Origin of the sequence: Streptococcus halichoeri, assembly GCF_009870755.1 — a bacterium.
Lineage (GTDB): Bacteria > Bacillota > Bacilli > Lactobacillales > Streptococcaceae > Streptococcus > Streptococcus halichoeri.
The window spans coordinates 73,959-88,605 of record NZ_WLZU01000006.1 but is presented as its reverse complement, the minus strand read 5'-3'; the positions used below and the strand labels follow the sequence as shown (position 1 = coordinate 88,605).

Genomic DNA, 14,647 nt, shown 5'->3' with positions numbered 1-14,647 from the left:
CCTAGAAAAATCAATTCCTAGAGCTTTGTCTTCAATCTGAAATCGCTACTTAACGTGGCGATTTTTCTTTTTTGAGGGTTTGAAAAGCTATGATGGCTATGGAATAACTAACTACGGGAATGATTCAGACCGCTTGCTTAAAAAACGCTGACTATTCTTCTGCTATTTCATTTAGGCGATCAAAGGTTAAAAAGTGGGTAGTATAGCTAGTTTTGTCCTGTATATCCTTGATGAGATATTTTAGATTGGTTTCATTTTCTGGATCATAAAAGAGATAGGCTCCATCCGTATTATCAAGCAAAAAACGCTGGTGTTGCTGAAGTTGCGATGGATTTGTATAGGCAGGAAAACTATATTTGACAAAATCGGCTTGCTTAAAAAGGGTTAATTTTTCCTGATTGCTTTCTTTCCAATTAGCTCCCTGGTTTTCAAAAGCAAACAGTGTAGCTGTATTTATCGAATAATCAGATTGGAGACTAGTAACCTCTTCTAAAACCCAGTATTCAAAACCTAAATCACCTGTAAAGATAAACCAATCTGCCCCTTCATCAATAAAGCGCAGCAGATCGCTTCTAATGGCCTTTTTTATGATGGTTATACGCGGGTCCTTATCTTTAAAAATACCGAGTTCAAAGCTACGATAACCTTTAATCAGAATTGCAGTCAATAGGTGTTGTCCTTTCAAAAAATATGATATAATAAAATGTGCTAAATTTCTCATTAAGTGAAACATGACAGGAGAATAATGGTTAATTATCCACATCATATTGTTCGTAAAAGAGAAAAAACAGTACAAAACCAACTGTCCAAAGCCAAAGTTGATTTTGCCAATCGTGGGATGTCCTTTGAGGCAGCGATTAATGCGACAAATGCCTATTATTTATCGCGTAACATCGCCGTCATCCATAAAAAACCTACTCCGATTCAAATCGTTAAGGTAGACTACCCCAAAAGAAGCAAGGCTAAAATTGTTGAAGCTTACTTTAGACAGGCTTCAACAACTGACTATTGTGGCGTCTACCAGGGGCACTACATTGATTTTGAAGCAAAAGAAACTCGTCAAAAAACAGCTATGCCGCTGAAAAATTTTCATTTGCATCAAATTGAACATATGGAGGCTGTTTTACAACAAGCAGGTATTTGTTTTGTTCTGTTACATTTTTCCACATTAAAGGAAACCTACTATTTGCCCGCACGAGCCCTGATTGATTATTATCAAATCGAGCAGGGAAATAAGTCCCTGCCACTTGATTATATCAAAAAGCACGGCTTTAAGATAACAATAGGAGCCTTTCCTCAGGTCCCTTATCTAGAAATTATTGAACAAAATTTATTAGGCGGTGATGACAATTAATAATCCAAAAACTCTCAAAATCCTTAAATATGTCTTGGCTGGGCTGGTTAGCCTGATTATTCTTAGTATTGTCCTTGGAGCATTGCTCTTTCTATTTTACATCAGTACAGCTCCAAAGCTATCTGAGAACTCACTTAAATCAACCAATTCAAGTTTAATTTATGATGCAAATAATAAATTAATTGCTGATTTGGGGTCAGAAAAACGCGAGAGTGTTACTGCTGATAGCATTCCACTCAATCTGGTCAACGCTATTACAGCAATTGAAGACAAACGGTTCTTTAAACACCGTGGTGTCGATTTGTATCGGATTATGGGAGCTGCCTGGCATAACTTGACTAGCTCAGGCACACAAGGGGGCTCAACTCTTGACCAGCAATTGATTAAGCTTGCCTATTTCTCCACCAAAGAATCTGACCAAACACTCAAGCGTAAGGCCCAAGAAGTTTGGTTAGCCTTGCAGATGGAGCGCCGATACACCAAAGAAGAAATTCTGACTTTTTATATCAATAAAGTCTACATGGGAAATGGCAACTACGGCATGCTGACTGCCGCTAAGGCTTATTATGGAAAAGATTTAAAAGATCTTTCTTATGCGCAGTTAGCCTTACTTGCTGGCATTCCTCAAGCGCCAACCCAGTACGATCCCTATAATCAACCTGAATCAGCGACTAATCGCCGCAACGTTGTCTTACAACAAATGTTTGCTGATGGTGATATTAGTAAGGCTCAATATGACAAAGCCATCAACACTCCAGTTACGGATGGACTGCAACCGCTAAAAGCATCGGCTAGCTATCCTAAATACCTTGATAATTACTTAAAAGAAGTGATCAAGGATGTCCGCCTGCAAACCAATAAAGATATTTTCACATCTGGCTTAAAAGTCTATACGAATATTCAGCCAGATGCTCAACAGCGGCTCTTTGACATTTATAATTCTCATGACTATGTGGCCTACCCAGATAAGGACTTCCAGGTGGCCTCAACCATTATTGATGTTACAAATGGTCATGTTATCGCCCAATTAGGCGGACGTCATCAAGATACCAAAGTATCCTTTGGTACCAACCAGGCCGTCCTTACAGACCGTGACTGGGGCTCAACCATGAAGCCAATCACAGATTACGCACCAGCCATTGAATCAGGCGTCTATACCTCAACGGCACAATCCATCAATGACTCTGTCTACTACTGGCCGGATACAAATATCCAGCTCTATAACTGGGATCGTAGGTACAATGGCCTAATGACCATCCAAACTGCAATCATGCTCTCGCGTAACGTTCCAGCGGTTAAAGCACTCGAAGCGACCGGACTTGGTTATGCCAAATCATTCCTTAGCGATTTAGGCATTAACTACCCAGAATTGCATTATTCAAATGCTATTTCTAGTAATACAAGTAGCAGTGATCAAAAATATGGCGCTAGTAGCGAAAAGATGGCAGCAGCTTATGCCGCCTTCTCAAATGGTGGTCTCTACTACAAACCGCAGTACGTTAACAAGATTGAATTTAACGACGGAACGACAAAATCCTTTGATACCAAAGGAAAACGGGTCATGAAAGAAACAACTGCTTACATGATGACGGATATGTTAAAAACTGTTCTAACTTATGGTACAGGTATTGAGGCTCAGATTCCAGGTGTTATTCAAGCCGGAAAGACAGGGACATCCAACTACACCGATGATGAACTGACCAAAATCGGTAATAACTTTGGCCTTTATGTTGATTATGTTGGCACTATGGCCCCTGATGAAAACTTTGTCGGCTATACTAACAAATATGCCATGGCTGTTTGGACAGGGTACCGTAATCGCTTGATGCCAGTTTATGGGAATGGTTTAAAAATCGCCTCACTGGTTTATCGAAACATGATGTCTTACCTAACAGATGGCTATAGCGAAGATTGGATAATGCCTAGTGGCCTTTATCGCAGTGGTAATTACCTCTATCTCAATGGCGGTACCTATACCACTAATAACACCAACTCAAGTAGTGTCTATAATAATATTTATAATAACTCTTCCACTGCTGCTAGCAACAGTAGCAATACCCATGCTAAAGAAGCCGAAGATAGCACTAATAGTTCAAAGGATGATAGCAATGCTAGCAATGGCACAAACAGTGGAAATGGCTCAAATACACCAGTGCCTGGTGGAAACACTAACACTAGCCAAAATGGCACCACTAACCAAAACGGTCACTAAGTAAGCCAGCCAATCTCAGAGTTGTCTGTGAGAATGCAGAACGACTAAGCCAAAAAGAATTCAGTTTTAGAGCTGAATTCTTTTTTAGGACATTTTTTCATTGGGATACATGAGCTGAAATAGTAAGAAAAGACAGTTAGTTTTAGGAGACTAACTGTCTTTTTGCTTATTTCCAAAAATCATCAAATAAAGTGATCGGTAGATGACGCTTATGTTGACCTTTTAGCCACCAGGATTCAATGGTTGCTTGGGCTTTAGCACTTACCTGTTTCCCTTCTAGATAGTCGTCAATGTCTTGATAGGAAACTCCAAGTGCTACTTCATCAGCTAGGCCAGGTCGCTCTTCCTCCAAGTCTGCAATCGGAACCTTTTCATAAAGGGCACGAGGGGCACCAAGCTTAGCAAGTAAAGCTTTGCCCTGCCGTTTATTAAGGCGAAAAAGCGGGAGGATGTCTGCTGCCCCATCACCGAATTTTGTAAAGAAACCAGTGACATTTTCAGCAGCATGGTCGGTACCAATCACAGCTCCCTTGGTCTGACCTGCTATGGCATATTGTGTAATCATACGTTGGCGGGCTTTGACATTTCCCTTGTTAAAATCAGAAATAACAAGCCCAGCTGCCTTGAGTGCTGCGACCTGGGCATCCACGGCTGCTTTAATATTAACGACCAATGTCTGATCTGGGGCAATGAAGTCTAAGGCTCTTTGGGCATCAGCCTCATCAGCCTGTACTCCGTAAGGGAGGCGTACGGCAATGAATTGGTAAGATGCATCGCCAGTTTCTTGACGGAGTTCTGCGATTGCCATTTGCGCTAGTTTGCCTGCTAGGGTTGAATCTTGGCCGCCAGATATTCCAAGCACATAAGTCTTAAGGAAAGGATGCTTGATAAGGTAGGATTTTAAAAAGTCCAGTGTTTTTCGTATTTCAAGGACAGGATCAACCTCTGGTTTGACTCCTAGTGTCCGAATAATGTCTTCTTGTAAACTCATTTGATCTCCCCATTCTTTAGATTTTCTTTGCGAATTTTATCAATTAAGGTCATCTTATTTTGCCAGACATCAAGTGCCAAATCAACGGGATAATCTTGAGGATTCAAGATGCGTTTGTATTCATCCCAAAGCTTATCAAACTCTTGGCGAGCGTAGGTTTTGATTTCTTGCAAACTAGGCAAGTCATAGACCAATTGTCCCTGATCAAAAATATCTACCAAGAGTGGCACCGCATCAAAATCACGGATGGTCTTATTAATATAGGTGTAGGTGGGATGAAACATCTCTAGTTCATCTAGTTGGGTAACATCTGTGTCGGTAAAGGTAATATAATCACCTTCTGATTTGCCTTTTTGCCGACTGGTAATGCGCCATACTTGTTTTTTTCCTGGTGTAGAGACTTTCTCTGCATTGTTGGATAGCTTAATCGTATCACGCATGCTGCCATCTTCTTGTTCAATGGATACCAATTTATAAACGGCTCCTAGGGCTGGCTGGTTGTATGCCGTGATTAGCTTGGTGCCCACACCCCAAACATCAATTTTTGCTTTTTGCATTTTTAAGTTAAGGATGGTCATTTCATCAAGATCGTTGGAAGCATAGATTTTCGCCTCAGGAAAGCCTGCTTCATCTAGCTGCTGGCGAACTTTTTTTGACAGATAAGCCAAGTCGCCCGAATCCAGCCGAACCCCAAGGAAGTTAATGCTATCTCCTAGTTCTTTAGCAACCCTAATCGCTGTAGGCACACCCACGCGCAAGGTGTCATAGGTATCAACTAAAAAAACACAGTCCTTATGCGTATGTGCATAAGCTTTAAAGGCTTGGTAGTCATTGCCATAAGTTTGCACTAGCGAATGCGCATGCGTCCCAGAAACAGGAATATCAAAAAGTTTTCCTGCCCGTACATTACTGGTGGCATCTGCCCCACCAATTACTGCTGCTCGCGTTCCCCAGATGGCGGCGTCTAGCTCCTGGGCACGGCGTGTCCCAAATTCCAGCAAAGGCTCATCGTCAATCACAGAGCGAATCCGCGCAGCTTTAGTAGCAATCAGAGTCTGGAAGTTGACGATATTAAGTAAGGCTGTTTCAACCAGTTGGCACTGGCCAAGTGGCCCTTCCACTTGAACGATAGGCTCATTGGCAAAAACTAAATCACCTTCTTTTGCTGAGCGAACTGTTAAGGCCAATTTGAACTCCCGTAGATAGGCTAAAAAATCAGCCTTATAACCTAAATCCTGCAGGTAGGCTAAATCACTTTCTGTAAAACGCAGATTTTGTAAATAGGTAACAATCCGCTGTAAGCCTGCAAATACAGCATAGCCATTATCAAAAGGTTCTTTGCGAAAATAGAGCTCAAAGACTGCTTTTTTTTCATGAATCCCCTGATCAAAATAAACTTGCATCATATTAAGTTGATAGAGATCAGTATGAAGTGTGAGACTATCATCGTTGTACATGTATGGACTCCTTCTCATTATTGCTCTTATTATAACATAAAAGTATGATTAGCTTGACCGCTTAGCACTAAGACAGTATTACTTCCTTGTTTACTGATCTTGTCTTAACCGACTCCTTAAATGACCAGGGAATTATCTTAAAGCAAAAACTAGTCTTAGACCACAGCTAAAGACCCTAGCGTCGCAAGCAACCTGGACAATTGATAAACTTAGGATTTAGGCCACTCAGTGAGCTGGCTAGGCCCTACGATTAGGCTTGGGATAAAAAAAGAGGTTACCCAAACGGGACTAACCTCCAAAAATGAGATAAGGTGTTTCAATCACCGGGTTTATTTTTACATTGCAAAAAGCCCGCCCTTTGTTGCTAGTGGCTTAATCGCTTAATCCAATACCCTCTACAGTTCTACTGCTTTGCGCTTAAATTTCTTATTACAATAAATCCCAAAAACGATTATCCAGATACTTGCACCGATAGCCCCAATGTAGGTTGATTGTTGTAGGAACAAGGAAATAAAGACCAGGGCGAAAAAGGCCATGGTGATAGGTGAGATCACCTGATAATAGGGCATGAGAAAGCCATCTGCCAAAAAATCAGCCGATTTTCGATAATTCCAGTGCGCCAGCATGGTAAGCACATAAATGGCAATATAGACTCCTGATGAGGAGGCTGCAATCAGACTAAAGGCATCTGAGATACCTGGAATGACACTGATCAGCGCAGAAATACCAATAATAAAACCTGAGCCAATAATCGCACGACTTGGCACACCTTGTCTTGATAGGGTATTGAATTTCAATTTATCCATCAAACTAACCGGATATTCTGAGGCAATCTGGTAAAGATGGCGACCGGTAGAATAAAGGACCGAATTTAAAGCAGAAGCCGATGAGGTAAGCACGACAAAGTTAATCAAAGCCGCTGCCCATTTTATCCCTAATAATTGAAAAACCATCACAAAAGGAGATTTATCTACTGGTAAATCATACCAAGGGACAATGGCCATAATAGAAATCAAAGATCCTACATAAAAAACAATAATGCGAACCGGTATATCCTTGATTGCTTTTGGCAAAACCTTGCGTGGATTAACCGTTTCAGCAGTAGTAATACCTACAAATTCGATTGCTTGGTAGGCAAAGAAAACCATCTGAAATCCCATCAAAAATTTTAATTTTCCATTTGGAAAAAATGAAAAATGGCGTGTGATATTAGCAAGGCTAGCATGGCCTGTTGGTGTTTGAAAGCCTGTTAAAATCATAAAAATAGCTGTCGCAATCAGTGCTAAAATGGCTACAATTTTAATCATCGCAAACCAAAATTCAGTTTCTCCAAAAAATTTAACCGCAATCAGGTTGACCGATGACAAAATAATCAGGAAAACAATTTGAATCAGCCAGGAAGGCCAAGTCGGAAACCAATATTGCACATAGGTGCCAACTGCCGTAATATCAGCCATACCAATGAAAACTAAGGATAACCAGTAGGACAAGAGTGAAAAATGTCCCCAACCTGGACTTAGGTATTTGCTGATAAAGTTAATAAAGGTATGCTGATCAGGATCATAGTAGAGCATCTCACCGATAGCGCGCATCATCAAAAACATAAAGAAGCCTGTAATAATATAGACAAAAATAATAGATGGTCCCGTCAAGGCAATAGAGCGACCTGCCCCAAGAAATAAGCCAGTCCCGATGGTTCCTGCGATAGCTATCAGCTGAACATGGCGATTTTTTAAGCCACGCACCATTCCATTTTGTGATTCATTTGTTTCATGTGTCTGTTTGTTGGACATCATACACTCCATTCGCTAAAAATATAATTATTATACTCGTTTTTCAGAATATTTTCAACATTTGGTCGCAAGACCAGAGCAGTCAGATGACAAAAAGACAGTAAGCTTTTACTAATTAGATGGTTTTTCTTGATATCGTTATAATGCAGTTAGTTGTTCTGATAGGACTTATTCTTTAAATTCAGCTTGGTTATACCATAGTTGTTTCTCCCTCAAAAGACAAGAGTGCTGAGGAACAACAGCTATTTGGAAAAGGAATTAGCTGGAAGTGTATGGTGTGAACAAGAGGGAGCTAAGCGCAGCACATTATGAAGAAAGTAAGGTCTAAACTTACAAAACCTCTCAGCAAACATCAGCAGCAAGAACATTAGTTAAAGCACTCACCCTAGCCATAATAAGCTGTTAAAGTCCCAAAAACTCAATCAAAAAAACTGTATGACAGCAAGCTTTGTCAAGCAAAGTTGTCATGCAGTTATTAACATTTTTTAATTGGGATAAGTAGTGTTCACCACTGTAAGCACTTATTTTCTTAGAGCTTAAGCGAAGTATTAGCTTTTTCAAAGTCTAAGAGAGCCAAATGATGGCAAGGGATTATGCAAACCTTATCACGTTACTAGTCATTTAGCTGTTGCAAATAGTGATAAACTCCCTGTCCAGCTATCGCCCCATCACCAACTGCCGTGGTAATTTGTCGAAGGTCCTTTTGTCGAACATCACCAATGGCAAAAATACCTGGCACAGTGGTCCTCATGTGATCATCTGTCTCAATCCAACCTTCCTCATTAGTGATGCCAAGATCCGCTACCATGGCTGTCACAGGTAAAAGGCCGACATAAATAAAGACTCCACCAAATGGGTGATTGCTGATTTGGCCAGTTTTCACGTTTTTTAACGTGACATTGGTAACCCTAGTAGCATTCCCTTGAATGTCATCAACAACCGAGTCCCAGATAAAGGAAATCTTGTCGTTGGCAAAGGCTCGTTCTTGTAAAATAGCTTGCGCGCGAAGCTGATCACGCCGGTGCACGACTGTTACCGATTTAGCAAACTGTGTCAAATAAACTGCTTCTTCAACTGCGGAATCTCCGCCACCCACAACCAATAAATCTTGGTTACGAAAGAAGGCCCCATCACAGACCGCGCAGTAAGAAACCCCTCGGCTGGTGTATTCTTCTTCACCTTTGGCACCAAGCACTTTATATTTAGATCCAGTGGCGATAATAAGGGTCTTAGCTTGATAGATATTATCTTCTGTGACGACTTCCTTGTAGCTTCCTTGGTCACGAACAGTTTGAACGATACCATATAAATGCTCCACCTGAAATTTCGCAAGAGGCTCAAACATTTTCATTGACAATTCTGGTCCTGTAATCTGGTCATAACCCGGATAATTTTCAATCTCAGAGGTGTTGTTCATTTGTCCACCAGGTGCACCTTGTTCCACAATAGCTACTTTAAGATTACTACGGGCCGCATACAAAGCCGCTGTCATCCCTGCAGGGCCTGACCCTACAATTAGCGTATCATACATATCATTCTCCTTTTTTATATCATGCTTTCATTGTAACAACGCCTGAATGATTATGCAATTTTTATGCCTTTCCTACTAGGAGAATACTCATAATGGCAAAGGATAAAATGGGGATTACTAATATAGTAATCAAAACCATGTCTAATAAAAAGGCCTGACGCTCTTGGGCTGTTTTATCTTTTTTTGTGCGCACCCGTACAAAAGTCCACAGGGCACAAATCGCTACCACTAAAAACGTTGCAATCAGTAACCCTTGTATATAAAGACTAAAAATTTGCTGTAACATATCTCACCTTCTCAGTAATCTCCCTTGCGAGCTTGCTTTTCTTACAAGAAAAAGTCTAGGAAATTCTAGACTTCTTCTATTATAGCAAAAAGTTAGCACTTAAAGAGCGGATTTGGTGTAGTTAGCAAAAAATTCTTTGGTTCTTTGCTCTTTTGGCTGCCGCATTAATTGCTGTGGGCTACCTTCTTCAATAATCTGTCCTTGGTCCAAAAAAAGGACGCGATCAGCTACTTGCTCGACAAAGGCCATGTCATGGCTGACCAAAATCATCGTCTGTCCTGCTTCAGCAGCTAATTGAATGGCCTTTTCAACCTCACTTACCAGCTCAGGATCTAAGGCAGAGGTGGGCTCGTCTAAGAGCAACACCTCAGGGGTCATGGCTAGCGCACGCGCTAAAGCAACACGCTGCTTTTGACCACCAGAGAGCTGCTTGGGATAGTAATTAGCCCGATCTGATAAACCAACTTTTGAAAGCTCTTTGCGGGCTATCTGAGTGGCTTCTTGATCGCTCATTTTCTTAACCACCAGCAAGCCTTCTTTGACATTTCCCAGAGCCGTCCGCCGCTCAAATAAATTGAATTGTTGAAAGACCATTGCTAATTTTCTGCGCAACTGCAAGATTTCTGGCTTGCTAATCTTTGCAAAATCAATGGTCATTTGACCAATGGTGATCTGGCCACTATCAGGCGCTTCCAGATAATTTAAACTCCTCAAGAAGGTCGATTTTCCTGCTCCAGAGGCGCCTACCAATGCAATGACTTCGCCTTTTTCAATGGTTAGGGAAATATCTTCTAAGACCTTATGCCCTGAAAATTGTTTTTGTAGATGGTTAATCGTTATCATACCAATTCGCCCCCTGCTCTTGTCTGTGGCTCTTCTTTTGGCACTGGAATGGCCATCTTGCGTTCAATGGCTCCTCCTGCTTGTTCAATGATAATACTAATGATCCAGTAAACAATCGCTACTGAGATATAACGCTCAAAATAACGGTAGTCTGCCCCACCTAAAATTTGCGCCTGAGCAAACATTTCCACAATCCCAGCATTAAAAGCAAGTGAGGTTCCCTTTGTCAAGCCAATTAAACTATTAATCAAGGTTGGTGTGGCAATGACTGCGGCATTAGGAATGATTACCCGCTGGTAAACCTGCCGATTGGTCATCCCTAAGCTGCGCGCTGCCTCAATTTCGCCTTGTTGGACTGCTAAAATAGCTGCGCGAATGGTTTCACTCATATAAGCTGCTTCATTAAAAGCAAAGGCTGTAATCGCAAAAATGGCCGCTGGAATAGCATTAATATTCCAGTTGAGCTGATAGGTAAGATTTAAATACTTCAGAAATAAAGGAATCCCGTAGTAGGTTAACATCAGTTGCACTAAAATCGGAGTGCCGCGTAAAAAACTGACAAAGACCGCCTGAATGGGATATAAGACTGGTACGCGATTAATTTTGACTACTGCAAATAAGAGGCCCAGCAGCAAACCAACAAATGCCCCAGCAATGGTCAGACCAATTGTCAAGGGCAAGCGTTCAACAATGCTTGGGATGGCATCAAAAACAGCATGCCAGCTAAATAACTTGCCATGCGGCAGCCATTCAATAAGTTTGCTATACCAGGTCCAGTGAGCACCTATTAATAATAGTGGCATAGTTATCCTTTCCTTTTCGAATATGCTTAGAATAAGGCATGGCCATTTGTTGGCCATTGTATTTGTATTTGCAAAGCCTAAAAGGCTTGCAATAGGGCTTAGCTCCTTGCTGATGCTAAGTTAAACTCCTTTTTAGCTTAACAGTCATTATAACAAAAGTAAAGTAATTCGCCCAATAGTGATTTTCTATCATCGTGATAAGCAAAGTCTATAAAAAAAGAAGACAAGCACAAAAACACTGAGTAATTGCCGGCTGAAACTCCCCGGAAATTACCGACTTGTCTTGGCAGGAGTTGCCGGCTAAAGTCGCCAAGCGTCAGCGGGCTGCCTCAGGAATTGTCGGCTAGCCTTGCTCTTAAAGCGCATGCTACAGCCGCTTTTTTGTCTACTAAACCTGGGATAACAAGGCTGCTTTTGCACTTTAAGAACGTTATGGTCTGTTATAGGCTGATTGTCACTCTTTTGGGGCTTGATTTTACTGTGACGTCATTAAAAAACTAGTAATTGCTTGCTGACGGAAGCACACTCAATAGAGAAACTAAAAACATCAAAAAACATCACTAAGATTGTTCTCCTAGTGATGTGTTTTTTCGCTCGTGAGTCATTTGTGGCCTTATCATTTCTAGCTCATTATCACCTGGAGTGGGTAAGGCCACCACCGCAGCAGGGTTTAGGGAGTAGACGCTGTTCATCTACTCGCATGCTTAGCACTCAGTTGTCAGTCATTGGCCAGCTACTACAGTTACACGGACATACGCTTGTGAGCACAAGGATTGCGTAGAGCTCTCAAGCAGACGAGGCCTCACCTGACTTTTTATGCTGCTAGCGATCAGCCAGACAAGGCATTCATTTGTTAGCTTATTAATTGACTGGCTGACTAGCAGTGCACTTGTTAACCGACTGGTTAATTTATTAACTAGCTGACTAGCTTGCTAACCGGGTCCACCTGCCCTTAAAAGCTTTGTTTTTTTGCTTTACGCTCAGCGCGTCCCTTGGCTCGTTCATTAGCACGGCGCTCACGCTTACGCTTTTCATCAACTTTCCACTGAATTTTCTTCTTATAGCCTGGTTTGACTTTTTTCTTTTTCTTTTTAACTAAGCCAAGCATCTCTGTATCTAATTTTTGATAGGATTTTTCGCGAGTTTGGCGGCGTTCCCGATCATAGGTGTCTTGGACTTCTCCGTTTTTTAAAACCTTTGGAACAAAGGTAATGCCCATTTTTTCGAGTTCTCTAATATCAGCATCATCACTTGGTTGATAAAAAGTAATAGCGGTGCCAGTCAAGCCATTGCGACCTGTTCGCCCGACGCGGTGAACAAAGAAAGAGAGGTCTGTGGGAACGGCGTCATTAATCACATGACTGACGCCTTCAATATCAATCCCACGCGCCGCCAAATCTGTGGCGACAATGTATTCAAAGTCGAGTTTTTTGACTTGGTTCATGATGCGTTTGCGCTCGCGCGGTGGAATACCACCATGGAGCTTAGCAACCTTTAAGCCATTACTGATGAGATAAGCATACAACTCATCAGCACGCTCTTTTGTATTGACAAACAGCATGGCCAAATAGGGCTGCATTGTCTTTAGGAGCTGTAATATTTGACTATTCTTATCACGACCCTTAGTAGAAATTAGCCAGTTATCAATGGTATCGGCAATAACCGTCTGCGTTTTAATCTGCTCAATCAAAGGATTGGATAAGTACTTTTTCAAGAAAGGCTGTAGTTTTTGAGGGATTGTTGCGGAGAAGACCAAGATCTGAACCGATTTGGGCAAGGCTGCCGCAATTTTATCCACTGTCTCCAAAAAGCCCATGTCGAGAGTCATATCTGCTTCATCAACGACAAAAGTCTTCGCTTTATAAATCGCCAGATCACCAGATTTAACCAAATCGTGAATACGTCCTGGTGTGCCAATAACCACATGGGGCTGGGCGTGTTTGAGTTTTTCAATTTGCCGCTGCTTGTCGGTCCCACCTACATAGTTAGCCAGACGTATTTCAGTCGGCGCATAGGCTGCAATTTGCCTAGCAGCTTCATAAATTTGCGTAGCTAGCTCCCGACTAGGGGCGGTAATGACGGCTTGGACATCTGGGCTGGCTTCATCTAGTTTCTCAAACAAGGGCAACAAGAAAGTATGTGTCTTCCCAGAACCTGTCTTGGATTCTCCGACAATATCTCGATTAGCCTTAATAAAAGGAATCAAGCGCTGTTGCACAGGGGTCGGTTCCACAAAATGGATGGCTGCCAAAGCCTCCTGAATATAGTGTTTAAAATGATAATCTTTAAATGACATAGGTACCTCTTTTCCTATTATACCACAAAGGGTGAACCAGGCAAAAAGCAGTGGCTAACCACTGCTTTAACCATCATAAATATAAAATAGCTAGAACTAGGGCACTTGCTGCTAGACCAAGTGTCCATAAGAAGGCATCCACTTGCCATTCCGACCAGCGACTAGCCTTGCCGCTTAAACCGCCAAGCTCTAAGTGATGATGAAAAGGTGTCATTCGAAAGATACGTCTTCCCTCACCAAATTTCTTTTTGGTATATTTGAAATAGGAAACTTGCATCATTACTGAAAGCGTCTCCAAAACATAGACAAATCCAATCACTAACAAGGTCCACTCTTGGTGGAGAGTAATGGAAATTGCAGCCAGCAAAGCACCCAGTGCTAAGCTCCCCACATCACCCATGAAGACCTTGGCTGGTTTGTGATTATAGAAGAAAAAGCCTATTAAACCACCAATCATTGCCCCAATAATCAGCAAAACATCAAACTGTTGTTGCACATAGGCGATAACGCCATAGGCAAGTAGGCTAATCACAACGGAGATGGAAGCTAGTCCATCAATGCCATCGGTTAAATTGACCGCATTGGAAAACCCAACTACCCAAAAAAGCACAAAGAAAACATAGAAAAAATCCAAGGGTATCTGGTAACCAAAAACATTCACGGCATTAGTCCCACTTGGCAAGACATGAATGAGATAAAATATCAAGCCACCAATAAGCTGCAGAGTCATCTTTTGGCCAGGCGTTAAGCCTTCATTCACTTGCCTAAAAATCTTTAGGAAATCATCTAAAAAACCGATAATTCCATAAATAAGTACTACAGAGAGCATTCCGGTTATTAAGCGAATTTCATGCCACTGAGTAAAATGCAATAAGCCAAGCACAAAGGCAGTCGTAATTGCGACGGCCAGAAAAACCGTGCCACCCATGGTTGGTGTTCCTGCTTTTGCTAAATGTTGTTTAACATCTTCATGCATTTGTTGGCCACCGATTTTTTTCAACTGATAGTAACGTATAAAAAATGGCATGGTAACAGCAGTCACAAGCAGGGAAACCATTGCGGCAACGATGGTTAAAAACAT

At 41.6% G+C, this 14,647-nt stretch carries 12 protein-coding genes; 2 read left to right on the top strand and 10 right to left on the bottom strand.

Annotated elements, in window-relative coordinates:
- Positions 1-151: 151 nt before the first annotated feature.
- The gene (locus GWD08_RS02965) at positions 152-667 is read right to left on the bottom strand and encodes an SLOG family protein (RefSeq protein WP_159564136.1); all 516 of its coding nucleotides are present in this window, start codon (positions 665-667) and stop codon (positions 152-154) included.
- Positions 668-745: 78 nt separating this feature from the next.
- Here GWD08_RS02965 and recU point away from each other — a divergent pair, with 78 nt between their 5' ends.
- Positions 746-1,354, top strand: a complete 609-nt coding sequence (recU, locus tag GWD08_RS02960; RefSeq protein WP_159564135.1) for a Holliday junction resolvase RecU — start codon at positions 746-748, stop codon at positions 1,352-1,354.
- Positions 1,341-3,566, top strand: a complete 2,226-nt coding sequence (pbp1a, locus tag GWD08_RS02955) for a penicillin-binding protein PBP1A (RefSeq protein ID WP_159564134.1) — start codon at positions 1,341-1,343, stop codon at positions 3,564-3,566. Before recU ends, pbp1a begins: the two co-directional genes overlap by 14 nt.
- 166 nt (positions 3,567-3,732) lie before the next feature.
- Here pbp1a and nadE read toward each other — a convergent pair whose 3' ends face one another.
- The 9 genes from nadE to mraY all read right to left on the bottom strand — a co-directional run bounded on the left by nadE (position 3,733) and on the right by mraY (position 14,647).
- Positions 3,733-4,557, bottom strand: coding sequence for an ammonia-dependent NAD(+) synthetase (gene nadE / locus GWD08_RS02950; protein ID WP_159564133.1), 825 nt, complete (start codon positions 4,555-4,557; stop codon positions 3,733-3,735).
- Complete coding sequence (locus tag GWD08_RS02945) at positions 4,554-6,014, bottom strand: nicotinate phosphoribosyltransferase (protein WP_159547851.1); 1,461 nt, start codon at positions 6,012-6,014, stop codon at positions 4,554-4,556. Before GWD08_RS02945 ends, nadE begins: the two co-directional genes overlap by 4 nt.
- A gap of 395 nt (positions 6,015-6,409) precedes the next feature.
- Positions 6,410-7,807, bottom strand: a complete 1,398-nt coding sequence (locus GWD08_RS02940) for an amino acid permease (RefSeq protein ID WP_159564140.1) — start codon at positions 7,805-7,807, stop codon at positions 6,410-6,412.
- A gap of 613 nt (positions 7,808-8,420) precedes the next feature.
- A complete protein-coding gene (gene trxB / locus GWD08_RS02935) occupies positions 8,421-9,338 on the bottom strand; it encodes a thioredoxin-disulfide reductase (RefSeq protein WP_159564132.1) in 918 nt (305 codons plus the stop codon).
- A gap of 61 nt (positions 9,339-9,399) precedes the next feature.
- Positions 9,400-9,624 carry a DUF4059 family protein gene (locus GWD08_RS02930; protein ID WP_159547771.1) on the bottom strand — a complete coding sequence of 75 codons (225 nt, stop codon included), beginning with the start codon at positions 9,622-9,624 and terminating at the stop codon, positions 9,400-9,402.
- Between the two features lie 99 nt (positions 9,625-9,723).
- Positions 9,724-10,467 (bottom strand): amino acid ABC transporter ATP-binding protein, encoded by a 744-nt coding sequence (locus GWD08_RS02925; RefSeq protein WP_159542842.1) that lies wholly within the window; start codon positions 10,465-10,467, stop codon positions 9,724-9,726.
- Positions 10,464-11,270, bottom strand: coding sequence for an amino acid ABC transporter permease (locus GWD08_RS02920; protein ID WP_159564131.1), 807 nt, complete (start codon positions 11,268-11,270; stop codon positions 10,464-10,466). The genes GWD08_RS02925 and GWD08_RS02920 overlap by 4 nt, the downstream gene beginning before the upstream one ends.
- Before the next feature lie 952 nt (positions 11,271-12,222).
- Entirely contained in the window at positions 12,223-13,566 is a 1,344-nt protein-coding gene (locus GWD08_RS02915; RefSeq protein ID WP_159564130.1) for a DEAD/DEAH box helicase, read from the bottom strand.
- Between the two features lie 73 nt (positions 13,567-13,639).
- Entirely contained in the window at positions 13,640-14,647 is a 1,008-nt protein-coding gene (mraY, locus tag GWD08_RS02910) for a phospho-N-acetylmuramoyl-pentapeptide-transferase (protein WP_159564129.1), read from the bottom strand.